The 22,027-nt window shown below is 72.9% G+C and carries 19 protein-coding genes; 9 read left to right on the forward strand and 10 right to left on the reverse strand.

Annotated features, from left to right (window positions below; all coding sequences use genetic code 11):
- Nucleotides 1-9: 9 nt before the first annotated feature.
- From ACZ4Z5_RS25820 to ACZ4Z5_RS25830, 3 genes are all read right to left on the reverse strand, one after another.
- Complete coding sequence (locus ACZ4Z5_RS25820) at nucleotides 10-1,278, reverse strand: NAD(P)/FAD-dependent oxidoreductase (RefSeq protein ID WP_468266690.1); 1,269 nt, start codon at nucleotides 1,276-1,278, stop codon at nucleotides 10-12.
- A 125-nt stretch (nucleotides 1,279-1,403) separates the two neighbouring features.
- Complete coding sequence (locus ACZ4Z5_RS25825; protein ID WP_468266692.1) at nucleotides 1,404-2,693, reverse strand: deoxyguanosinetriphosphate triphosphohydrolase; 1,290 nt, start codon at nucleotides 2,691-2,693, stop codon at nucleotides 1,404-1,406.
- A gap of 37 nt (nucleotides 2,694-2,730) precedes the next feature.
- Nucleotides 2,731-3,639 (reverse strand): sirohydrochlorin chelatase, encoded by a 909-nt coding sequence (locus ACZ4Z5_RS25830; protein ID WP_468266694.1) that lies wholly within the window; start codon nucleotides 3,637-3,639, stop codon nucleotides 2,731-2,733.
- 190 nt (nucleotides 3,640-3,829) lie between these two features.
- Here ACZ4Z5_RS25830 and ACZ4Z5_RS25835 point away from each other — a divergent pair, with 190 nt between their 5' ends.
- Both ACZ4Z5_RS25835 and ACZ4Z5_RS25840 read left to right on the forward strand, forming a co-directional pair.
- Entirely contained in the window at nucleotides 3,830-4,561 is a 732-nt protein-coding gene (locus ACZ4Z5_RS25835) for a SanA/YdcF family protein (protein WP_468266696.1), read from the forward strand.
- Between the two features lie 526 nt (nucleotides 4,562-5,087).
- Nucleotides 5,088-7,343 (forward strand): molybdopterin oxidoreductase family protein, encoded by a 2,256-nt coding sequence (locus tag ACZ4Z5_RS25840; protein WP_468266698.1) that lies wholly within the window; start codon nucleotides 5,088-5,090, stop codon nucleotides 7,341-7,343.
- A 118-nt stretch (nucleotides 7,344-7,461) separates the two neighbouring features.
- Here ACZ4Z5_RS25840 and ACZ4Z5_RS25845 read toward each other — a convergent pair whose 3' ends face one another.
- The 3 genes from ACZ4Z5_RS25845 to ACZ4Z5_RS25855 form a co-directional block, all read right to left on the reverse strand.
- A complete protein-coding gene (locus ACZ4Z5_RS25845) occupies nucleotides 7,462-7,884 on the reverse strand; it encodes a gamma-glutamylcyclotransferase family protein (protein ID WP_468266700.1) in 423 nt (140 codons plus the stop codon).
- Nucleotides 7,881-8,204, reverse strand: a complete 324-nt coding sequence (cutA, locus tag ACZ4Z5_RS25850; RefSeq protein WP_468266702.1) for a divalent-cation tolerance protein CutA — start codon at nucleotides 8,202-8,204, stop codon at nucleotides 7,881-7,883. Before cutA ends, ACZ4Z5_RS25845 begins: the two co-directional genes overlap by 4 nt.
- A 91-nt stretch (nucleotides 8,205-8,295) precedes the next feature.
- The gene (locus ACZ4Z5_RS25855; RefSeq protein WP_468266704.1) at nucleotides 8,296-8,895 is read right to left on the reverse strand and encodes an NADPH-dependent FMN reductase; all 600 of its coding nucleotides are present in this window, start codon (nucleotides 8,893-8,895) and stop codon (nucleotides 8,296-8,298) included.
- Nucleotides 8,896-9,179: 284 nt separating this feature from the next.
- Between ACZ4Z5_RS25855 and ACZ4Z5_RS25860 the strand changes: the two genes are divergently transcribed.
- Together ACZ4Z5_RS25860 and ACZ4Z5_RS25865 are read left to right on the forward strand one after the other, a co-directional pair.
- Nucleotides 9,180-10,556, forward strand: a complete 1,377-nt coding sequence (locus tag ACZ4Z5_RS25860; RefSeq protein WP_468266706.1) for a hypothetical protein — start codon at nucleotides 9,180-9,182, stop codon at nucleotides 10,554-10,556.
- Nucleotides 10,553-11,182: a class F sortase gene (locus ACZ4Z5_RS25865; RefSeq protein ID WP_468266708.1), complete on the forward strand. Its 630-nt coding sequence runs from the start codon at nucleotides 10,553-10,555 to the stop codon at nucleotides 11,180-11,182. The genes ACZ4Z5_RS25860 and ACZ4Z5_RS25865 overlap by 4 nt, the downstream gene beginning before the upstream one ends.
- Nucleotides 11,183-11,228: 46 nt before the next feature.
- On the opposite strand, the gene ACZ4Z5_RS25870 is transcribed toward ACZ4Z5_RS25865, so the two are convergent.
- Nucleotides 11,229-12,011, reverse strand: coding sequence for a sulfite exporter TauE/SafE family protein (locus tag ACZ4Z5_RS25870; RefSeq protein ID WP_468266710.1), 783 nt, complete (start codon nucleotides 12,009-12,011; stop codon nucleotides 11,229-11,231).
- A 204-nt stretch (nucleotides 12,012-12,215) separates the two neighbouring features.
- On the opposite strand from ACZ4Z5_RS25870, the gene ACZ4Z5_RS25875 reads away from it, so the two are divergent.
- The 4 genes from ACZ4Z5_RS25875 (at nucleotide 12,216) to ACZ4Z5_RS25890 (ending at nucleotide 17,651) form a co-directional block, all read left to right on the forward strand.
- Nucleotides 12,216-13,694 (forward strand): NAD(P)/FAD-dependent oxidoreductase, encoded by a 1,479-nt coding sequence (locus ACZ4Z5_RS25875; protein ID WP_468266712.1) that lies wholly within the window; start codon nucleotides 12,216-12,218, stop codon nucleotides 13,692-13,694.
- Entirely contained in the window at nucleotides 13,694-16,270 is a 2,577-nt protein-coding gene (gene nirB / locus ACZ4Z5_RS25880) for a nitrite reductase large subunit NirB (protein WP_468266713.1), read from the forward strand. The genes ACZ4Z5_RS25875 and nirB overlap by 1 nt, the downstream gene beginning before the upstream one ends.
- A complete protein-coding gene (gene nirD / locus ACZ4Z5_RS25885) occupies nucleotides 16,267-16,593 on the forward strand; it encodes a nitrite reductase small subunit NirD (protein ID WP_468266715.1) in 327 nt (108 codons plus the stop codon). The genes nirB and nirD overlap by 4 nt, the downstream gene beginning before the upstream one ends.
- Nucleotides 16,594-16,721: 128 nt before the next feature.
- On the forward strand, nucleotides 16,722-17,651 hold the full coding sequence (locus tag ACZ4Z5_RS25890; RefSeq protein ID WP_468266717.1) for an oxidoreductase: 930 nt from the start codon (nucleotides 16,722-16,724) through the stop codon (nucleotides 17,649-17,651).
- 29 nt (nucleotides 17,652-17,680) lie between these two features.
- On the opposite strand, the gene ACZ4Z5_RS25895 is transcribed toward ACZ4Z5_RS25890, so the two are convergent.
- Together ACZ4Z5_RS25895 and ACZ4Z5_RS25900 are read right to left on the reverse strand one after the other, a co-directional pair.
- On the reverse strand, nucleotides 17,681-18,121 hold the full coding sequence (locus ACZ4Z5_RS25895) for a VOC family protein (protein WP_468266719.1): 441 nt from the start codon (nucleotides 18,119-18,121) through the stop codon (nucleotides 17,681-17,683).
- A 76-nt stretch (nucleotides 18,122-18,197) separates the two neighbouring features.
- Nucleotides 18,198-19,421, reverse strand: a complete 1,224-nt coding sequence (locus ACZ4Z5_RS25900) for a hypothetical protein (RefSeq protein WP_468266721.1) — start codon at nucleotides 19,419-19,421, stop codon at nucleotides 18,198-18,200.
- 429 nt (nucleotides 19,422-19,850) lie between these two features.
- Between ACZ4Z5_RS25900 and ACZ4Z5_RS25905 the strand changes: the two genes are divergently transcribed.
- Nucleotides 19,851-21,011, forward strand: a complete 1,161-nt coding sequence (locus ACZ4Z5_RS25905; protein WP_468266724.1) for an alkaline phosphatase PhoX — start codon at nucleotides 19,851-19,853, stop codon at nucleotides 21,009-21,011.
- On the opposite strand, the gene ACZ4Z5_RS25910 is transcribed toward ACZ4Z5_RS25905, so the two are convergent.
- A complete protein-coding gene (locus tag ACZ4Z5_RS25910; RefSeq protein WP_468266726.1) occupies nucleotides 20,977-21,987 on the reverse strand; it encodes an ArsR/SmtB family transcription factor in 1,011 nt (336 codons plus the stop codon). The genes ACZ4Z5_RS25905 and ACZ4Z5_RS25910 overlap by 35 nt on opposite strands.
- Nucleotides 21,988-22,027 lie beyond the last annotated feature (40 nt).

The raw sequence follows: 22,027 nt of genomic DNA on the forward strand, positions 1-22,027 counted from the left end.
GCGTAAATCTTACGGGGCCGGAGTGACTCCGCTGAGCGGGACGGACGGGGCCGCGAGGGCCTCGGGGTCGACGGCCGCGCCGGCCCGGATCAGGTCCTGGATGTCGCCGGTGACATCCCAGACGTTCACGTTCATCCCGGCGAGGACCTTGCGGTCCTTCAGCCAGAAGGCGATGAACTCGCGCTTGCCGACGTCGCCGCGCAGGACGACCTCGTCGTACGAGCCGGGCGGCGCCCAGCCGGAGTACTCCAGGCCCACGTCGTACTGGTCGGAGAAGAAGTAGGGGACGCGGTCGTAGCTCACGTCCTGGCCGAGCATGGCGCGGGCGGCGGCCGGTCCGCCGTTGAGGGCGTTCGCCCAGTGCTCCACGCGGATCCGGAGGTCGAGCAGCGGGTGGTGGACGGCGGCGACGTCGCCGACCGCGTAGATATCGGGGTCGGAGGTGCGCAGGGAGGCGTCGACGGCGATGCCGCCGCCGTGTGCGCGGTCGACGAGGGCGAGGCCGGCGGCCTCGGCGAGGGCGGCGCGGGGCGCGGCGCCGATCGCGGCGAGCACGGCGTGCGCGGGGTGTTCCTCGCCGTCGCCGGTGCGGGCTGCGAGGACCATGCCGTCCTGGCCGGTGATCTCGGTGAGGACGGTCCCGAAGTGGAAGCGGACGCCGTGCTCACGGTGGAGGTCGGTGAAGAGCTGCCCGATCTCCGGGCCGATGACGCGGTGCAGCGGGGTGGGTTCCGGTTCGACGACCGTCACCTCCGCCCCGTAGCCGCGGGCCGCGGCGGCCACCTCGAGGCCGATCCAGCCGGCGCCGGCGATCACCAGGTGGCCGTTGTCCCGCCCGAGCGCGGTCAGCACGCCCTTGAGCCGTTCGGCGTGCGAGAGCCGCCGCAGGTGGTGGACTCCGACGAGGTCCGTGCCGGGGATGTCGAGGCGGCGGGGTTCGGCACCGGTGGCGAGCAGCAGTTTGTCGTAGTGGACGGTTGCGCCGTCGCCGAGCCGTACCGACCTGGCGTCGCGGTCGACGGCGACGACGGGCTGGCCGAGGTGCAGCTCGACCTCGGCCTGCGCGTACCAGGCGGGTTCGTGGACGAAGACGCTGTCCCGCTCGTCCTTGCCGGTCAGGTACCCCTTCGACAGGGGCGGCCGTTCGTAGGGGTGGTCGCGTTCGTCACCGATGAGGATCACCCGGCCGGTGAATCCCTCCGAACGGAGGGTTTCGGCGGCCTTCGCTCCGGCCAGTCCTCCGCCGACGATGACAAACGTCTGGTGTGCGTCGACCACTTGGGTGCCTCCTGTGTGTCTGCCCGCTTCGCCGCCACCTGCGAGCCTCCCGCACGCAGCGTGATGGCGGAAGAGGGGCTGCTCCGTTCAGCGGCGGTTCACCCGGGACGGGGACGGTGTTTCGGTCACCTCCGGCGGACGAACCGGGCATGCAGGGTGCGCGCCGAGTCGTCGGTGAGCGAGGCGATCTGGTCGACGATCACCCGTTTGCGGGCCCGGTCGTCGGACGCGGCGGAGAACATCGCGCGGAACTGCGGGTCCAGCCCCTCGGGTGCGCGGGCGGTGAGGGCGTCGGCGAGCTCGGCGACCACGATGCGCTGGTCGGCGCGGAGCCGTTCCTGTTCCTCGCGCTGCATCACGTAGCGGTCCGCGACGGCCTTCAGGACCGCGCACTCGTTCCTGGCCGCGCGCGGAACGACCAGTTCCGCCGCGTACCGGGTGAGCCGGCCGGTGCCGTACGCCTCGCGGGTGGCGCCCTCCGCGGCCAGACAGAACCGGCCGATCAGCTGGCTGGTGGCGTCCTTGAGCCGGGCCTGGGCGACGGCCGTGCCGTCGTAGCCGTGCGGCCACCACTCCTGGGCGACGAGCCCGTCGAGCGCCTCGGCGAGTTCGCCGGGGTCGGTGTCCTCGGGTACGTACCGTCCTATCGCGACGGCCCAGATCTCGCGCCGCTCCGGCTCGGCGAACAGCAGATTCGGGTCGATGTGGCCGGCGTGCAGGCCGTCCTCGAAATCGTGCACGGAGTACGCCACGTCGTCGGACCAGTCCATGACCTGGGCCTCGAAGCACTTGCGGCGGCCGGGGGCGCCCTGGCGCAGCCAGTCGAAGACGGGCAGGTCGTCCTCGTACACACCGAACTTGGGGGATCCGGGATCGGTAGGGTGACCGCCGCGCGTCCAGGGGTACTTGGTGGCGGCGTCGAGTGCGGCGCGGGTGAGGTTCAGACCGACGCTGGTCTCCTCCCCGCCGGGCGCGGGGACGAAGCGCTTGGGTTCCAGCCTGGTGAGCAGCCGGAGCGACTGGGCGTTCCCCTCGAAGCCGCCGCAGTCCTTGGCGAAGTCGTTCAGTGCCTGTTCGCCGTTGTGGCCGAAGGGCGGATGACCCATGTCGTGGGCGAGGCAGGCCGCCTCGACGAGGTCGGGGTCGCAGCCGAGGGCGGCGCCGAGCTCCCGGCCGACCTGGGCGCATTCGAGGGAGTGGGTCAGCCTGGTGCGTGGGCTGGGGTCCCAGGCGTGGCTGCGCGAGCCCGGGGTGACGACCTGCGTCTTGCCGGCCAGCCGGCGCAGGGCCGCGGAGTGCAGCACCCTGGCGCGGTCGCGCTGGAAGGCGGTACGGCCCGGACGTTTGTCTGGCTCGGCCGCCCATCGTTCCGTGTCGGACGGGGTGTAGCCCGGGTGGTCTTCGAAGCCTTCCATGCACCGACAGTAGACGCTCCGGGTGACGACCGGGTGGTCAGACGGAGGCCAGTTGCCGGTGGGGGATGCGGGAGGGGGCCGTGGCCCACGTGTGCAGGGCGGTGTCGTAGCGGCGCAGGACCAGCCGGGCGACGGCCGGATGGTCGCCGAGCGGGGCCGAGGCGATCCAGGGTGCGGCGGCGGCGCACTGGGCGGCGAACCGTCCGGGGGCGGTGAAGCAGGAGGCGACCGCGGTGCGGTACCGGCCGCGGGCGGCGAGGGCGCGCACGGCCTCGGGCACGGTGGGCGAGGCGGCGGAGGCGAAGGCGGGCACCACGGGGACCCCGCCGAGGCGCTCGCTGAGGAGCCCGGCGGTGCGACGGGCGTCGGCGACGGCCTCGGGGTCGCGGGACCCGGCCGTTGCGAGGACGACTCCGCCGCTGCGGAGGGTGGTCTCGTCGGTGCGCCAGCCGGCCTCGACGAGCCGGGCGTAGAGGGCCTCGACGAGCAGCGGGTGGGGGCCGAGCGGGGCGGCGGTCCGGGCCTCCAGCGCGGGGGCGTCGGCCAGCGCCGCGGGTATGTCGTGCTTGACGTGGTAGCCGCGGCCGAGCAGCAGCGGGACGATCACCGCGCGTCCCGCACCGAGGGAGGCGAGGGTCTCGGGCAGCGGCGGCTCGTCGATCTCGATGTGGCCGAGCCGGACGTCGAGCCCGGGCCGCAGTTCCCGGACGCGTTCGAGGAGGGTCGTGACGGTCTGCAGGGCCCGCGGTTCGCGGCTGCCGTGGGCGACGGCGACGAGAGCGGGCGGCGGGCCGGCGGCTGCGGTGGGCGTCGGGGTCATGTGCCTGCGGCTCCCGTTCAGGTTGACGTGGCTGAGCTGACGGCCGAGCTGGACGGTGATGCGGGTGAGCAGCTCGGTCGTGGTGTCGAGGGGGAAGGACTCCCGGTGCGTTGCCGGCTCCGTCATGAACCGATGCTGACGGGCGCACGTTGCCGTGCCGTTGCGCGGGAGTGACAGGTGTTTTCCGGCGGCTCACGCCGAGCGGGCCGGAGCTGTCAGACCGGTCACGTTCGGTGACGGGGACGGGAACCTTTTCCGGGCTCCGGTCGTCGGACACTGTGGATCACGGGGTGGCGGGCGAGCAGGGGGAGTTCCGATGCGGGGAGCGCGGGGGGAGCGGCCGGGGCGGCCGTGGGGCGTACTGCGCGCGTTGCGCTCGGTGCGGTGGACGCTGCCTCGGTCACGGCGCGGGCGACGGCGGGCGGTGCAGGCCGTGATGCTGGGCTGTGTGCTGGCGCTGATGCCGGCGACGTGGATGTACGCGGTGGCGTCGGACCGGATCGTGACGACCGCCGGGGCGCCGCGTACCGATGTGGCGGTGGTGTTCGGGGCGGGGCTGTGGCGCGGCAGACCCACCCCGTACCTCGCGCACCGGCTCGACGCGGCGGCCGAGCTCTACCGCACGGGCAAGGTGAAGGTCGTCCTGGTGACGGGTGACAACAGCCGGGCGGAGTACGACGAACCGGACGCGATGCGCATCTATCTGACGCGGCGTGGGGTGCCGGACAAGCAGATCGTCAGCGACTTCGCCGGCTTCGACACCTGGGACTCGTGCGTGCGGGCCAGGAAGATATTCGGGGTGGAGCGGGCCGTGCTCGTCACGCAGGGTTTCCACATACGCAGGGCGATCGCACTGTGCCAGGCCGCGGGGATCGATTCCTACGGCGTGGGTGTGGCGGAACCCCGGGACGTGACCCGGCTGTACGGCGGGACGCGGGAGTTGTTCGCGGCGGGCAAGGCGGCGCTGGACGCGACGTTCGAGCCGGACCCGAGGTTCCTGGGCCGCCAGGAGAGGGGTGTGACGGAGGCGCTGGCGTCCGCGCGGTGACGGGCGTGACGAGGGAGGCTCTCGCGTACTCGCGGTGCCGGGCGTGAGGCTCGGTGCCGGGCGCGACCAGGCTCGGGCGTCACCGCGCTGACGGGGTTGGATGGCAGCCTCGGCGTGCTCGCGCTGGCGCCTGCCCTCGTACCTGCGGCGGCGGCTTCACGCTGAGTCGTGGCCCGGCACCTCATGGGCAACCGTGGCCGACGGCCGACCTGGATGTGCCGGCTCACGTGCAGACGTCGGCCGACCGCCCGGCGACGGCGGCACCTCACGGACAGCCGTCGCCCGGCGCCCCGGGGCACGTCGGCTCACGTGCAGACGTCGGCCGACCGCCCGGCGACGGCGGCACCTCACGGACAGCCATGGCCCGGCTGCCCTCGGCGCGCCGGCTCACTTACAGCCGTGGCGCTGCGGCCGTGGGCACGTCGGCCGCACCTCACGGGACGGTAGGCGTGTGGCTGAGCCGCGTGTTCCGGTCGTGTAACCCGGGACGCCGCCCGGTGTAACACCGGCGGAGCACGCTGACGTCATGTCCGCACCGTTCGCTGCTTCCGCGCCCACCCCCGTCCCGGCCGCAGACGCGGGCACGGGACCGGTTCCGACGCACTGCCCGTATTGCGCTCTCCAGTGCGGTATGAGCCTGCGGGCGGGCCTTCCGGGTTCGGGCGAGGTGGCCGAGCTGGTGGAGCGGGCGGACTTCCCGGTCAACCGGGGCGCGCTGTGCGGAAAGGGCCGCACAGCGCCCGCAGTGCTCTCCTCCCGGGTTCGCCTCACCGAGCCGCTGATCCGACGCCCCGCCACAGGCAGGCTCGAACCGGCCTCCTGGGAGGAGGCCTTGGACATGATCGCCGGGGCCCTGGCCGGGACGCGGAAACGGTACGGCGCCGACGCGGTCGGTGTGTTCGGCGGCGGCGGGCTCACCAACGAGAAGGCGTACGCCCTCGGCAAGTTCGCCCGGGTCGTACTGGGCACCTCGCAGATCGACTACAACGGCCGTTTCTGCATGTCGTCGGCGGCGGCCGCGCACCAGAGGGCGTTCGGGCTGGACCGGGGGATGCCGTTCCCCCTGGAGGACATCCCGCGGACCGGCTGCGTGATCCTCGTCGGCTCGAATCTTGCCGAGACGATGCCGCCCGCTCTGCGCTATCTCACCGAGCTGAAGGAGAACGGCGGGAAGCTGATCGTCGTCGACCCGCGCCGCACCCGTACCGCCGAGCAGGCGGATCTCCATCTGGCGCCGAGGCCGGGCACGGACCTGGCGCTCGCGCTCGGGCTGCTGCACCTGGTCGTCGCGGAGGGGCGTACCGACGAGGAGTTCATCCGGGACCGGACGAGCGGCTGGCCGGAGGCGCGGGCCGCGGTCATGGCGCACTGGCCGGAGCTGGCCGAGCGGGTGACGGGCGTGCCCGTGCCCGCACTCCGCGAGGCCGTGCGGATGTTCTGCGACGCGCCGGACGGCATGGTGCTGACCGCACGCGGTCCGGAACAGCAGTCGAAGGGCACCGACACGGTCGGTGCGTGGATCAATCTGTGCCTCGCCACCGGCCGGGCCGGGCGGCCGCTGTCCGGTTACGGCTGCCTGACCGGCCAGGGCAACGGCCAGGGCGGCCGGGAGCACGGCCAGAAGGCCGACCAGCTGCCCGGGTACCGCAAGCTCACGGACCCGGAGGCGCGCCGCCACGTCGCAGGGGTGTGGGGGGTGGACCCCGACTCCCTGCCGGGACCGGGACGCAGCGCGTACGAACTGCTCGACGCGCTCGGCACGGATGTCAGGGCGCTGCTGGTGACGGGTTCCAACCCGGTGGTGTCGGCGCCGCGCGCCGCGCACGTGGAGGACCGGCTGCGCTCGCTGGACTTCCTGGCGGTCGCGGACGTGGTGCTCTCGGAGACGGCGGAGCTCGCGGACGTGGTGCTGCCGGTCGCCCAGTGGGCGGAGGAAGCGGGGACGATGACGAACCTCGAGGGGAGGGTGCTGCTCCGGCGGCGTGCGCTCACTCCCCCGCCCGGTGTACGCACCGATCTGGAGGTGCTCCACGGGGTGGCCGCACGGCTCGGGCACGAGAAGGGCTTCCCCGTGGAACCGGAAGAGGTCTTCGAGGAGTTGCGACGTGCCTCGGCGGGCGGGCCGGCCGACTATTCCGGCATCACCTACGAGCGGCTGGGCGAGGAGAACGGCGTGTTCTGGCCGTGCCCGAGCAACGCGGACCCGAACACGGAAGCGGACACGGACGCAGACGCAGAGAAGCGGAACGCGGGAGCAGGCCGGGACGCACGGGTGCCCGCCGCACCCCCGGTGCACCCCGGGACACCACGGCTGTTCCTGGAGCGGTTCGCCACCGAGGACGGCCGGGCGCGTTTCGTGCCGGTGGGCCACCGGGAGGCAGGCGAGGAGCCCGACGACGCGTACCCCGTTCTGCTGACCACCGGCAGGGTGGTGTCCCACTACCAGTCCGGCGCCCAGACCCGGCGGGTGGCGGAGCTCAACGCCGCCGCCCCGGGCCCCTTCGTCGAGATGCATCCACGGCTCGCCGCCCGGTTGGGGGCGGCCGAGGGGGACCCGGTCGCAGTGGTGTCCCGCCGCGGCCGGGCCGTCGCCCCGGCCCGGATCACCGCGGCGATCCGCCCGGACACGGTGTTCATGCCGTTCCACTGGCCCGGGGAGGGCCGGGCGAACACGCTCACCAATCCGGCGCTCGACCCGGTGTCCCGGATGCCGGAGTTCAAGGTGTGCGCGGTGCGGGTGGAGCCGGTGCAGCGCACGGATCCGGCGGACGAGGCCGTATGAGGCCGGCCGTTCGAGGGCGGCCGAGGTCGCGTGAGGGCCGTCAAGCCCTATGACGACCTTGTCGGCCGTGTGACGGCCCTGTCGATGTGACGACCCTGCTCGGCCGGGTGAGGACCCGTCACCCCGGCCGGCGGTTGCGCCAGTCGCCGCCCGGGATGATCGTTCCTGCCGTCCGCAGTCCGCGGGCCGTGGCCCCCGCCGCGAGGTAGACCCAGGCGCGGACCGTGCTGCCGTCGGCCCGCGCCACGTCGAGGGCGGCCCGCTCGTACACGTTCCGAGGGTCGCCGGGCCCGTAGTGCTCCTCCAGGAGGTCGAGAGTCGCCAGCACCTCGTCGTACACGTCGGCGGCGGGCGTCACGAGGTCGCCCGCGACGTCGAAGCCGGGCGCGGCGAGGGCGTACGGGTAGCCGGGCCCCTCGTACAGCACGGCGTCCGCGAGTCGGGCCGGTTCCTGGGACGCGACGCGGCCCTTGAGGAACAGCTCGTGGTTGTACTCGCCGGGCCGGAGCGTGCCGTACACGAAGAACGGCAGACGGCTCATCGTCCCGCCTCCGTCTCCTCCGCGATCCAGTCGAGGTAGGCGGCGCTGCCGGCCACCACCGGGGTGGCGATGATCTCGGGGTTGTCGTAGTCGTGGGCCGCCCGCAGATGGCGTTCCAGTTCCTCGTAGCGTGCGGCCGTCGTCTTGAAGAGCACCTGCCATTCCACGGCGGTCTCGACGGCGCCCTGCCAGTGGTAGACGGAGGTGACCGGCGAGGAGATCTGCGCGCAGGCGGCGAGGCGCGCCTCGACCGCGCCGTGGGCCAGCGCCGCGGCCTTCTCCGCGCTGTCGGTCGTGGTCAGTACGGTCAGCGTCGTCACGGGTGGACCGTACCCCAGCAGCGGCCCGGACCGTCCTGAAGCCTTGGACGGGCGAACGGTCCGGCCCGTCGCCCACCGCCCGCCCGCGGAATCAGCTCGCGTAGGGCCGTACGGCCTTGGCGTCGCGCAGGGCCCGTGCCCACCAGACGACCTGGTCGAGCATGGTCTTGGCCGCGCCGTCGGGCGCGGCGGGGTCCTTGGGCCTGCCGTCGTCGTCGAAGTGGTTCCAGGCGTTGTGGAAGCTGACGGTGTCCCGCACCGTGACCGCGTGCAGTTCGGCGAAGACCTGACGGAGCTGTTCGACGGCCCGCAGACCGCCCGAGATCCCGCCGTACGAGACGAAGCCGACGGGCTTGGCCTGCCACTGGGTGAGGTGCCAGTCGATGAGGTTCTTGAGGGGCGCAGGGAAAGAGTGGTTGTACTCGGGGGTGAGGACGACGAACGCGTCGGCGGCGGCGAGGCGGGGCGAGACCGCGGCGAGGGCGGCCCGCGCCTCGGGATCCGGCTGTGCCGACAGGGCGGTGGGCAGCAGGATCTCGGCCGGGTCGACGAGATCGATGTCGATGTCGTCGCGTAGTCGTGCGTGGGAGAGGAACCAGTCGGCGACGACCGTTCCGAAGCGGCCCTGGCGGTTGCTGCCGAGGATGACGGCGAGGCGGATGCGGTTCTGCGTGGTGGAAGTGGTGTCCATGCGGAAGAGCTTGGTACCTCAAGTCTGATTGAGGTCAAGCCGGTTCGACCGGGACGTTCCCGGCAGCCACCCCGCCGGGTGGAGGTTGGCGGCCCCACGCGTCTCCGGGGAACCGTGCGGGGTGCAGGGTGCTGGGCGTCGCGGCCCCACCCGGTGAGCAAGCACCCGGTGAGCACGGCCGGGGCCCGCCCGCTCAAGCGATTGGCGGCGCATGACGTGCGCGGGGGCGGCCCGGGCCGTTTGCTCGGAGGGGGTACGTCGTCGCTCACTCGGAGGGTTTGGTCATGCGCGGTGTGGGGCTGAGGTCGGGTCCGGTCCTGAGGCCGGGACTGGTCACCGGTGCGGCCGTGGCGGTCGCCGCCCTGGGCCTGTGCGGTGCGTCGGCGGCGTACGCGACCGGCGGGGACACCACGCTCGAGGTCTATCCGCGGAGCGTCACGCCGGGCACCACCGTGACCGTGAGCACGACGGCGTGCGGGGTGGACGGCGAGGGCACCGGCGACGCGGCGGCGGTCGGCGCGGGCCGCTTCAGGCTGGTGCCGGGGGCGCACCGGGAGGTCTCCGTCGGCCGGTTCGAGGTGCCGGAGGACGCACGGTCCGGGACGTACGCGGTCGACGTGTCCTGCGCCGACGGCAAGGACCTCTCCGGTGACGTGACCGTCCTGTCAGCCCCCACGGCACCTGTCGGCCGGCCGGAGAACGCCGAGGCGGCCGCGGGTCTCGACACCACCGCGCGCCCGGACGCCGGCATGGACGGGGGTACGGAGGGCGGCACGGCCTCGGCGTCCGAGCCCGGTTCCGCGTCCGAGCCGGGCACCGCAGCCGACCCCGGTCGCCGCCCCGCAGCCGGTGGCGGCTCCGACGCCGGACCACCGGGCGCCACGGACGCAGATACGACCACGACCACGGACACGAACACCAACACGGGCATGAACACGGACACGGCGACCGCGACCGGCTCCGCCCCGGCAAGGGACGGCGGCGCGGCGGACCACCCCGACGACGTACGCGACGGCGAGGCGGCGGACGGCTCCGGCGGCGGGCGGGACGGCGAGGCGGCGGACGGCCCGGACCGGCGGACGGACGAGGGCCAGGAGACCGGCCCGGACCGGCGGACGGACGAGGGCCAGGAGACCGGCCCGGACCCGGCGCGGGGCGGTGTGACGCCGCCCGACTCCGGTGCGGAGGGCGACGACGGCGCCCTCGCGGAGGACACCGGCACGGTCGGGGACGACGACGCGTCGTCCGGCACCGGACCGTCGGCCGAGGACGACGAGCAGGCAGGCTCCCGGGCGGCGGCGGACGACGCACCGGCCGACGCCCCCGGCCGGGAAACCGAGGGCGAGGTGCTGATAGACCCCGACCTGGGCAGTGACATCGAGGCCCCGGAAGACCTCGGCCGGGCGGCGGAGAACGTCCCGGCTGCAGGCGACGGCGGGTCCAGGGGCTCGAAGTCCGGTACGGAGGCGGAAGCGGAGGCCGAGGAAGGGACAGGGCAGGACGAGGACCTCTCCGGAACGGCCGACGCGCCCAGGGGATACGTGAAGAGCGGTGTCGGCGGCAGCATGAACAGCAATGCGGCGCAGATCGCGGCCGGAGTCGCCGTCCTGGTCGCGGCCGGGACGGCCGGAGCCTGGCTGCTGCTGCGCCGTGAGTCGTGAACCGGCGCGGCCGGGCCGGTTCCGTCGCAGTGGCGGCGTGCATCGGCATCTGGCTGATCCAGCACGGTTCCGATCCGCCGCTGCCGCCCGTACCGCACGCCTCGCAGGGCTTCGCCCCGGGCCGGGGAGCGGCCGACGCACGGTCGGCGGCGCGGGACAAGGCCCCGATCCCGCCCTCGGAACCGGTACGCATCCGTATCCCCGCGATCCGGGTGGACGCCCCGGTCGTCCGCCTCGGCCTGGGCGCCGACGGCAGCCCGGACGTACCGCCGGCCGGGAACGGCAATGCGGCCGGCTGGTACCGGGACGGCACGGCGCCCGGTGCCGACGGGACGTCGGTCGTCACCGGCCATGTGGACACCGCGGAGGGGCCGGCCGTCTTCTACCACCTGGGGTCGCTGCGCAGGGGCGGCAGGATCGAGGTGGCGCGCCGGGACGGGCGGACGGCGGTGTTCACCGTGGACGCCGTGGAGGTCTACGCGAACGACGCCTTCCCCGACCGCAAGGTGTACGGCACGGTGGGCAGGCCCGAGCTGCGGCTGATCACCTGCGGCGGCGGCTTCGACCCGCGGACCGGTTACCGGGGCAACGTGGTGGCGTACGCCCACCTGACGGGGACGGCGTGAGCCGGTACGACCGCCCCGGACCGTGCGCCTGACCGGAGGACGCCGCTCAGCCGCTCCACTGGTCGAAGCCGAGCTTCGCGACGAGCGAGAAGACGACCACCAGCAGCACGCCCCGGACGAACTCGCTGCCCTTCCTGAGCGCCATACGGGCGCCGATCATGCCGCCCGCCAGGTTGAACACGGCCATGAAGGCGGCCAGTTGCCACAGCACGGAACCCTGATACGCGAACATCGCGAGGGCGCCCGCGTTGGTGCCCACATTGACGATCTTCGCCGTGGCGGACGCCGTGAGCAGGTCGAGGTGGAGCAGGGCCGTGAGCGAGAGCACCAGGAAGGTGCCGGTGCCGGGGCCGAACAGACCGTCGTAGAAACCGATGCCGCCGCCCACCAGCACCACCGCGGCCAGAGCTCGGGTGCGGGTGACCTTCGCCCCGGAAGGAGCCTCCGTCCCGAAGGTGGGCCGGAGCATGACGAACGCGGCGACGCCGAGCAGCACCACCAGGATCACCGGACGGAGCACCTCGCTGCGCAGGCCCGCTGCGAAGAACGCCCCCGCCGCCGCGCCGGCCATGGCCATCAGCCCGATGCGGACGGCCGTGCCGACCTGTACGGGGGCCTTCCGCGCGTAGGTGACCGCGGCGCCGGTGGTGCCGACGATCGCCACGGCCTTGTTGGTGCCGAGCACATGTGCGGCGGGTACGTGCGGCATGCCGATGAGCAGCGCCGGCAGGAGCAGCAGCCCGCCACCGCCCACGACCGCGTCGATCCAGCCGGCCGCGGCGGCCGCCAGGCAGAGGACGACGATCATGGTCAGTGATATGTCGGGCATGTCGACGACCCTACGGAGGCGGTACATGCCCCGTCCAACGATCGCCTTTTTGTTGAGCAACCCCTGAGGTTCCCGTCCTCTCCCCGATGGCGTCCCCGTGCGCCCGAGGGCTCACAACGGACCGGGGTCGCCGCTGAGGGGGCCGTTGCCCCGGGGAAACGACCGCGATGCGGTCGGGAAACAGGCAGGCCGCAGTCTGCGTACATGAGTACGGAGATCGTGGTGATCGGCGGTGGGACGGCCGGGGCGCGGCTGGCCCAGCGGCTGGCGCCCGCCGGCCTTCCCGTGACGGTGATCGGCGAGGAACCGCACCCCGCGTACAACCGCGTGCTGCTCGCCGAGGTGCTCGCGGGACGGTACGCACCGGAGGTGATCGCGCTTCCCGCCGCCGACGGGCCGTCCGTGTCGGTCCGGCGCGGGGTGCGGGTCGTGCGCATCGACCGCGCTGAGCGGCTGGTGCTCTGCGACGACGGCGCGGTGGTCCCGTACGGGCGGCTGGTGCTCGCGACGGGGTCGAACCCGGTGCTCCCGCCGCTGCGCGGACTGTTCCCCCCCGGCGCCCGCGACCTCCCGGACGGCGTCCTCCCCTTCCGGACGCTCGACGACTGCACCACGCTGGCCTCGGCGGTACGGCCCGGTGTGCGGGCCGTGGTGATCGGCGGGGGCCTGCTCGGGGTGTCCGCGGCGCGGGCGCTCGCGGAGCGGGGCGCGGACGTGGTCCTCGCCCACCAGGGCACCCGGCTGATGGAGGGCCACCTCGACGAGGGTGCGGGGCTGCTGCTGCGCGGCCATGTCGAGTCGCTGGGCGTGGAGGTGCACACCGAGTGCCGGGTGCGCGGTCTGCGCGGCACCGACGGCGGTGCCGTCACGGGTGTCGAGCTCGCCGACGGCTGGGTGCTCGACGCGGAGGTCGTGGTGGTGGCCTGCGGTGTGCGCCCGAGGACCGGTCTGGCGCAGGCGGCGGGACTGGAGGTGCGCCGCGGGATCGTCGTCGACGACGAACTCCGCACCTCCGACCCGTACGTCCACGCGATCGGCGACTGCGCCGAGCACGCCGGGACGGTGTACGGCCTGGCGGGTCCCGCGATCGAACAGGCCGATGTGCTGGCCGGGGTACTGGCTGCCGAGGCGCTCCCCGTGGCCTCCGCCGGAGCCGGGGGCCCTTCGGTGCGCTACTCCGGCAGCCGGCTGCTGACCCGGCTCACACTGACCCCGCTCGCCCCCGGGACCGGCGCCGCCGGGGACCTCTCCACCGCATCCCACCTCGGATCCCGCCCGGAAGACCGGACCGAACCCCACCCGGTGTCCCGCCCCGGCTCCGGCCCGCACGTGGCCGTCGCAGAGGCACCCGGTACCGACACGGCCCCTACCGACACGGCCGACGCCGGCACGGCCCCGCACGACCCCGCGGGACAGGAACGCGACACCCCGCCCCGGCCCTTCGACCTCGCGGCGTTCGGCGAGACCAGTCCGCTGCCCGGTGACGACGTGGTGCGGCTCGCCGACGCCACCCGCGGCACCTACCGGAAGGTCGTGGTCCGCGGTGACCGGCTGGTCGGCGGCATCCTGCTCGGCGATCTGGCCACGGTGGGCGCCCTCGCCCGTTCCTGGGCGGGCGACGAGGCCCTGCCCACCACCACAGACCTGCTCCACCTGCTCACCGATGACGGAGGCATCTGCTGATGACGCGCACTGCGACGATCGTCCTGATCGGCCATGGGATGGTCGGTCAGCGATTCCTTGAGGCCCTGGCCGACCGCGGGGTCACCGAGACCGCACGGGTGGTGGTGCTCTGCGAGGAGCCCCGCCCCGCCTACGACCGGGTCCAGCTGACCTCGTACTTCGCCGGCCGCACCCCAGAGGACCTGTCGATGGTCGAGCCGGGATTCATGGAGCGGCACGGCATCGAACTGTACGTCGGCGACCCCGCCGAGGCCGTGGACCGCGAGGCCCGCACGGTGACCGCCCGCTCCGGGCAGGTCTTCTCCTACGACACCCTGGTACTGGCGACCGGCTCGTACCCGTTCGTACCGCCCGTGCCGGGCAAGGACGCCACGGGCTGCTTCGTCTACCGGACCATCGAGGACCTGCTGGCCATCGAGGAGTTCGCGAAGACGGCCACCACGGGTGCGGTGGTCGGCGGTGGTCTGCTCGGGCTGGAGGCCGCGGGCGCGCTGAAGGGCCTCGGACTCGACACCCACATCGTGGAGTTCGCGCCGCGGCTGATGCCGGTGCAGGTGGACGACGGCGGCGGCGCCGCGCTGCTGCGGACCATCGAGGGCATGGGCCTGACGGTCCACACCGGGACCGGCACCCAGGAGGTCACCGCGGACGACGCCGGCCGGGTCACCGGCATGGCGCTGTCGGACGGCTCGGTCCTCAAGACCGACGTGGTCGTCTTCTCCGCGGGTGTCCGGCCGCGCGACCAGCTGGCCCGGGACTGCGGTCTGGCCGTGGGCGAGCGCGGCGGCATCGCGGTCGACGAGCGCTGCGTCACCTCCGATCCGCACGTCCTCGCGATCGGCGAGTGCGCGCTGGCGTCCGACGGCCGGGTGTACGGACTGGTGGCGCCCGGGTACGAGATGGCCGCCACGGCCGCGGACGTGATCGCGGGCGGCACGGTGAGCCCCTTCACGGGTGCCGACACCTCGACGAAACTGAAGCTGCTCGGCGTGGACGTGGCGTCGTTCGGCGACGCGCACGGCACGACCGAGGACTGCCTGGACGTCGTGTACTCCGACTCGCGGTCCGGCGTCTACAAGAAGCTCGTGGTGTCCCCCGACGGCACGCTGCTGGGCGGAGTGCTGGTCGGTGACGCCGAGGCGTACGGAATGCTCCGCCCGCTCACCGGCTCCGTGCCGCCGATCGCCCCCGACCAGCTCGTGCTGCCCGCCGGCGCGGGCGCCCCGGTGGCACTGGGGCCCGCCGCACTTCCCGACGACGCGGTGATCTGCTCCTGCCACAACGTCTCCAAGGGCACCATTCGTGGTGCGGTGACCGAGCACTCCTGCACCACCGTGCCCGAGGTGAAGAAGTGCACCAAGGCCGGTACGGGCTGCGGCAGTTGCGTCAAGGTCCTGGGCCAGCTTGTGACCGCCGAACTGGAGGCGTCCGGCGTCGAGGTCGACAAGGGCCTGTGCGGATGCTTCGCCCTGACCCGCCAGGAGCTCTACGAGATCGTGCGGGTGCGGCAGATCACCTCGTACCGCACCCTGCTGGACGAGCACGGGCGGGAGGATGCCCGCGGCACCGAGGGCTGCGAGATCTGCAAGCCGACCGTGGGGTCGATCCTCGCCTCGCTGGCCCCGTCGATCGGCGCCGAGGGACACGTCCTCGACGGCGAACAGGCCGCGCTCCAGGACACCAACGACCACTTCCTCGCCAACATGCAGCGCAACGGCTCGTACTCGGTCGTGCCGCGCATCCCCGGCGGCGAGATCACGCCCGAGAAGCTGATCGTGATCGGCGAGGTGGCCCGGGACTTCGGCCTCTACACGAAGATCACCGGCGGCCAGCGCATCGACCTCTTCGGCGCCCAGGTGGACCAGCTCCCGCAGATCTGGGCGCGGCTGGTGGACGCGGGCTTCGAGTCCGGGCACGCGTACGGGAAGGCGCTGCGCACCATCAAGTCCTGCGTGGGCCAGACCTGGTGCCGCTTCGGCGTGCAGGACAGCGTGCGCATGGCGATCGACCTGGAACTCCGCTACCGCGGCCTGCGCGCGCCGCACAAGCTGAAGTCGGCGGTGTCCGGCTGCCAGCGCGAGTGCGCCGAGGCCCAGTCCAAGGACTTCGGTGTGATCGCCACCGCGAACGGCTGGAACCTGTACGTCGGCGGCAACGGCGGCGCCACACCGCGCCACGCCGACCTGCTGGCCCAGGACCTCTCGGACGCCGAACTCATCCGGCTCATCGACCGGTTCCTGATGTTCTACATCCGGACGGCCGACCGACTGGAGCGCACCTCCACGTGGCTGGAACGGATCGAGGGCGGCCTCGACCACGTCCGGGACGTCGTCGTCCACGACTCCCTCGGCATCTGCGACGAGCTGGAGGCCCTGATGGCCGCCCACGTCGCCGGCTACAGCGACGAGTGGGCCGACACCCTGCAGGACCCGGACCGGCTGCGCCGCTTCGTCTCCTTCGTCAACGCGCCCGGAACGCCCGACCCGACGGTGCAGTTCGTCCCCGAGCGCGGCCAGATCAAGCCGAACCTGACCATCCTCACCCTGGAACCCATGGAAGGGGCGATTGCCCGATGACGCTCCAAGTCCGCGTGGACGAGACGTGGGTCGAGGTCTGCCCCGTCGACCGCCTCACCCCCGGGCGCGGTGTCGCCGCACTGCTCCCGGACGGCCGGCAGGCCGCGCTCTTCCTGGACCGTACGGGCCGGCCGTACGCGATCGACAACCGCGACCCGTTCACCGGCGCCCAGGTCCTCTCCCGGGGCCTGGTGGGCTCCTCGTCCGGCCGGCCGTTCGTCGCCTCGCCGTTGCTGAAGCAGCGCTTCGACCTCGGCAGCGGCCGGTGCCTCGACGACGAGACGGTGACCCTGCGCACCTACGAGGTCCGCGCGGCCGCCTGAAAGCTGCAGAGCCGTGGCCCGGGCCACGGCTCTGCACCTGCACCTGGCATTTCCCCCGCCACTGCCGTCCGCGCCTACTCTTGAGTACGGAAGCCGTTGATCCTTCCCCCACTCACGAGGAGCGCCGCATGACCGGCTGGAGTGCGAGCGACATCCCCGACCAGAGCGGTCGTACCGCCGTGGTCACCGGAGCCAACAGCGGCATCGGACTGGTGACGGCACGCGAACTGGCCCGGCACGGAGCACGGGTGGTCCTCGCGTGCCGCAGCGAGGCCCGCGGCACCCAGGCGGCCGAGCTGATCCGGCGGAACGTCCCGGGCGCGGACGCCGTCTTCGCGCCGCTGGACCTCGCCGACCTCGCGTCCGTACGGCGGTTCGCCGAGTCGTACGAACGGCCCGGCCTCGATCTGCTCGTCAACAACGCGGGCGTCATGGCCCTGCCCTACGGCAGGACCGCCGACGGCTTCGAGACCCAGTTCGGGATCAACCACCTCGGCCACTTCGCCCTCACCGGGCTGCTGCTGCCCAAACTGCTCCGCACCCGGGGCGCGCGCGTGGTGACCGTGTCCAGCGGCATGCACGCCCTGGCCGACATCGACATCGGCGATCTCAACAGCGAGCGCCGCTACCGCCGCTGGATCGCCTACGCCCGGTCCAAGACGGCGAACCTGCTGTTCGTCCACGAACTGGCGAGGCGGCTGGCCGCCGTCGGCTCCGACGTGGTCGCGGCGGCCGCACACCCCGGCTACGCGGCGACCAACCTGCAGACGGCGGGCGTCCGGATGGAGGGCCGCCGGTTCGCCGAGCGCGTCGTGGAGCTGGGCAACCGGATCCTCGCCCAGCCCGCCGAGTCCGGGGCGCTGCCCACGCTGTACGCGGCGACCGCGCCCGGAGTGCGCCCCGACTCGTTCACCGGACCGGCGTTCCTGAACATGCGGGGTGCCCCTGCCAGGTCCCCGCGGGCCAGGTGGACTCTGGACGACGTGGCCGGCGAGCGGCTGTGGGTCGCCTCGGAGCAGCTGACCGGCGTGGCCGCCGAGGGTCTGAAGGGGAGCTGACCGGGCCTGAATGGCGGCTGAGCAGGCCCCTATGCCTGGGCCTCCGCCTGGGCATCGGTCCGGCCCTCGGTCTGGACCGCGGACGGGTCCATCCAGATGACCTCCCACTGGTGGTGGTCCGGGTCCTGGAAGAAACGGCCGTACATGAAGCCGTACTCCATCGGCTCGTTCGCCGGCCGACCGCCGGAGGCGAGTGCCGCGTCCGTCAGCTCGTCGACCCGGGCGCGGCTCTCGACGCCGAGGGCGAGGATGGTCTCGGTGGCCTTCGAGGCGTCGGCGATCTCTTTCCGGGTGAAGTCCTTGAACCGGGCCTCGGTGAGCAGCATCGCGAAGACCGTGTCGCTGAAGACCAGGCAGGCCGCGTTCTCGTCGGTGAACTGCGGGTTGAACGAGTAGCCGAGTCCCGTCCAGAAGGCCTTCGAGGTCTCGAGGTCCTTCACGGGGAGGTTGACGAAGATCTGCGTGGCCATGGTGGTCCCTGTCTCGCGGCCGGCCCGCCCGGGTGGCGTGCCGTTCGAGAGGTCGGACCGGCGGCCCTCGCGGAACTCATCGCTCGTCCGGGGGATTTTCTTCTCCGGGTGACTGCTGCCGGGGCTCGGTACCGGCCGCGGTCCAGCGCTTGACCAGGTCGTTGACGCTGTCGTGGGTGAGCCAGGTGCCGTCGCCGAGGGGCCTGACGTAGCCGTCGACCGGCTCGGGGTAGCCGACGGTGCCGAGCACGTGCAGGTCCCGGGCGTCGAGCAGCCAGTGGCGGGCCCCGTCCGGGTCGTCGTCGGACTCGACGGTCGTCGCGATGACCGTACGGGCGTCGACGAAGCCGCAGGGCAGGTCCCAGTAGGGCAGGTCGTCCTCGTCGCCGCGCGCGGGCAGGGCGGCACTCGCCGCGGTGGCGCGGACCGTGCCGTCGAGGGCGTGCAGCATCACGTCCCCGCCGTGGTGCTCCACGGTCAGGAAGCCGTCGCACCGGGGATGGACGTCGGCGAGGATCCGGTCGATGGACGTGTTGACGTCCCAGCTGGTGAGCTCCCTCCCGTCCCACCTGCCCCAGTGGAGGAGGGCGCCGTCGACCATGCCGATGCCGAGGCCCATGTGGACGCCGTCCGGATGGGAGAGGTGGTTCGATCCGGAGGTGTCGCTGTCCAGCGCGAGCCGGGCGAGGACGGTGCCGGCCCGGGCGTCCAGCACGAGCCACTGCTCCTCGTACGCGTCACCCGGAACATTCCCCTCACCCGGGCCGTACGCCGCGTCGGAGCCCGCCGCGTCCCCGCCGTAGGCCGCTCCCGACGCGTCCGCCCCGCGCGCGGCGGGGACATGGGCCCAGACGAACCTGCCGTCGTCGGATATGCGGCACGACCCCGAGGCATGGCCCCCGCACGGCCGCCCGTCGTCGCCGTCCTTCCGGTCGTGCCCGTGGTCCGCCGGCACGCCCCAGCAGCCGTGGGGCAGCTCCCACCGGGTGCGGCCGTCCGCGTCCACCGCCCGTACCGCGCGCTGTCCCGAGAACACGGCGAACGTGCCGTCGGGGCTCACCGAGTGGAGTCCCTGGTCCCAGTCGGGCCAGGGACAGGGGAAGCGTACGAAGGGCCGGGTGTCGCCGGCGAAGAGCGCCTCCAGGTCGTGGACGGCGAGGGTGGTGCCGTGCAGCAGCAGCGCCCGGTGCTGCGGGCGCTGCCCCGTCAGCCCTGCCCGGCTCTCCAGCGCGACGCCGTTGACCACGTCGAAGGCGTCGGGGAGAGGGACGGAACCGAGCAGGTGTGCGGTGATCGACATACCGGCACGGTAGCGCCCGGGTGCCCGGACGCACCGCGGGACGAACAATTGGACAAGAGCCGAACGGACTGGCCGAGGACCGTCGGCGGCCGGCCTGCGCCCCTCCGGTGCGGCTGACCCCCGACCAGCCGGAAGTCCTCTTCGGCTACGTCAACCGCGCGGCCGACGTCTACCGGCGCACGGCCGAAAATCTGCGCACCACCCGTCCCCGAACCAGCCCATGACGAGCCATGACAGGCATACGTCGCAGGTCAGAGGCTCTCATGGCCGACCGGAGCCCTCCGTCGCATCCGGTCAACCGCTGACCGTCGTCTGCGCTTCACCGATCGTTGCCGCGGCAGCCACGCACCCCTTCTAGCTTCCCGTACCGCGCGAACCCGGCGCCGACCGGTGCCGGGCTGGTCCACCACCACCTTCCTGGAGTGACAAGTGGAACGTCGCAGTTTCCTGCGCGGGGCGGTCATCGGCGGTACGGCGGCCGCCTTCGGCGGCACCCTCATGCACGGCGCGGCCTACGCGGCACCGGCCCAGCCCGGTCCCGGACCGTACGGACCGCTCGGTGCGGCGGACGCCAACGGCATCCAGCTGCCCAGCGGTTTCAGCAGCCGGGTCATCGCCCGCTCCGGCCGGACGGTCGCCTCCACCGGCTACACCTGGCACAACGCCCCCGACGGCGGCGCCTGCTTCGCCAACGGCTCGGGCTGGGTCTACGTCTCCAACTCGGAGATCAACCCGTCGGGCGGCGCGAGCGCGGTCGTGTTCTCCTCCACCGGCGCGATCACCGGCGCCTACCGCATCCTCTCCAACACCCGCCAGAACTGCGCGGGCGGCAAGACCCCGTGGAACACCTGGCTCTCCTGCGAGGAGGTCAGCCTCGGGTACGTCTACGAGACCGACCCCTACGGCGTCAACGCCGCCGTACGCCGGGACGCGATGGGGAGGTTCAAGCACGAGGCCGCGGCGGCCGACCCGGTCCGTCAGGTGATCTACCTGACGGAGGACGAGAGCAACGGCTGCTTCTACCGCTTCATCCCCGACACATGGGGCAACCTCTCGTCCGGCACGCTCCAGGTGCTCATGGCAGGAACCGGCACCTCCGGCAGCTTCACCTGGGCGAACGTGCCGGACCCGGACGGCTCCCCGACCGCGACCCGCAGCCAGGTCTCCGGGTCGAAGAAGTTCAACGGCGGCGAGGGCTGCCACTACGCCAACGACACCGTCTGGTTCACCACCAAGGGCGACAACCGCGTCTGGCAGCTCAACCTCACGAACAGCACCTACGAACTCGCCTACGACGACTCGCTGGTGGTGGGCGGCGGCGCCCCGCTGACCGGCGTCGACAACGTCACCGGCTCCTCCTCCGGCGACCTGTTCGTCGCCGAGGACGGCGGCAACATGGAGATCTGCATCATCACCCCGGACGACGTCGTCGCACCGTTCCTGCGGATCAACGGCCAGTCCTCGTCCGAGGTCACCGGCCCGGCCTTCTCCCCCGCCGGCAACCGGCTGTACTTCTCCAGCCAGCGCGGCACGAGCGGCAGCTCCTCGGGCGGCATCACCTACGAGGTGACGGGACCGTTCCGCGCGTAACGGACTCGGGCTGGGCGCTGCCGCGCAGCAGGGCGGCGCCCAGCGGCGTCAGGGTGTGCAGTACGGCGTTCCCGTGCCGCAGGGTGAAGACCAGACCGGCCTCGCGCAGCACGGCGGCGTGCTGGCTGGCCGAGGCCAGTGACACCCCTGCCCTGCGGGCCAGTTCACTGGTGGTGCAGCCACTGCTGATGGCCTGGAGGACCGCGGAACGGGTGTGCCCGAGGAGCCGGCCGAGCGACGGAATCGGCTCCGAACCCCCGGACACCGGTGCCGAGCAGTGGGTGACCGGATACACCAGGACCGGTGGCAGATCAGGGTCGTGGAGGGCGACCGGGGTGCGCCGGCAGAAGTAGGACGGCTGGAGCAGCAGGCCCCGTCCGTCGAGGTGCAGTTCGCGGTCCACGGGGTAGTCGGCTTCCAGCACCGGGGCGCGCCAGCGGAGCATCGGCGGCAGGGAGGCGAGGAGTTCGTCCGCGCCGCCGTCGAGGAGGGCCCGGCCGCGGGCGGCCCGGTCGGCCTCTATCCTGGTGCGTATGTCGGGCCAGTAGGGGTCGACGGCCGCCCGGTGGTAGCTGCGCAGCGCGCCGATGAGCCGGGTCAGCTCGTCGGCGCGGCCGTCGGCGAGCGCGTCCAGCCAGCCGGGCAGGCGCCGGACACCGGCCAGCACGCCGAGCTCCCGGCGCAGCCGCTTCACCGGGGTCTCGCGCAGCTGCTCCAGTCCCGCGTCGATGCCAAGGGGTTCCCTGGACGGCGTCAGGAAATCCGGGAAATAGCCACGGGAAGGCACCACCCCGGAGAGCAGCCGTGTTTCACCGTTCAACCGGGTGCGGGTTTCCCTCCGCCATTCCCCGAAGACGAGGGCGCCCCGGCGGTCGCGCAATCGATGAAAGCTCAGAATCGTTTCCCACAAGGCGTCGGGTGCTGTCGCCAACCTCACCCTCGCCAGGTCCACTTCTGTGAAATGGATACGAAGCACCAAACCCCCACCTATGCAGCCGCAATCACCCCCCGCCCTA

This window comes from Streptomyces sp. NPDC030222, assembly GCF_055573115.1.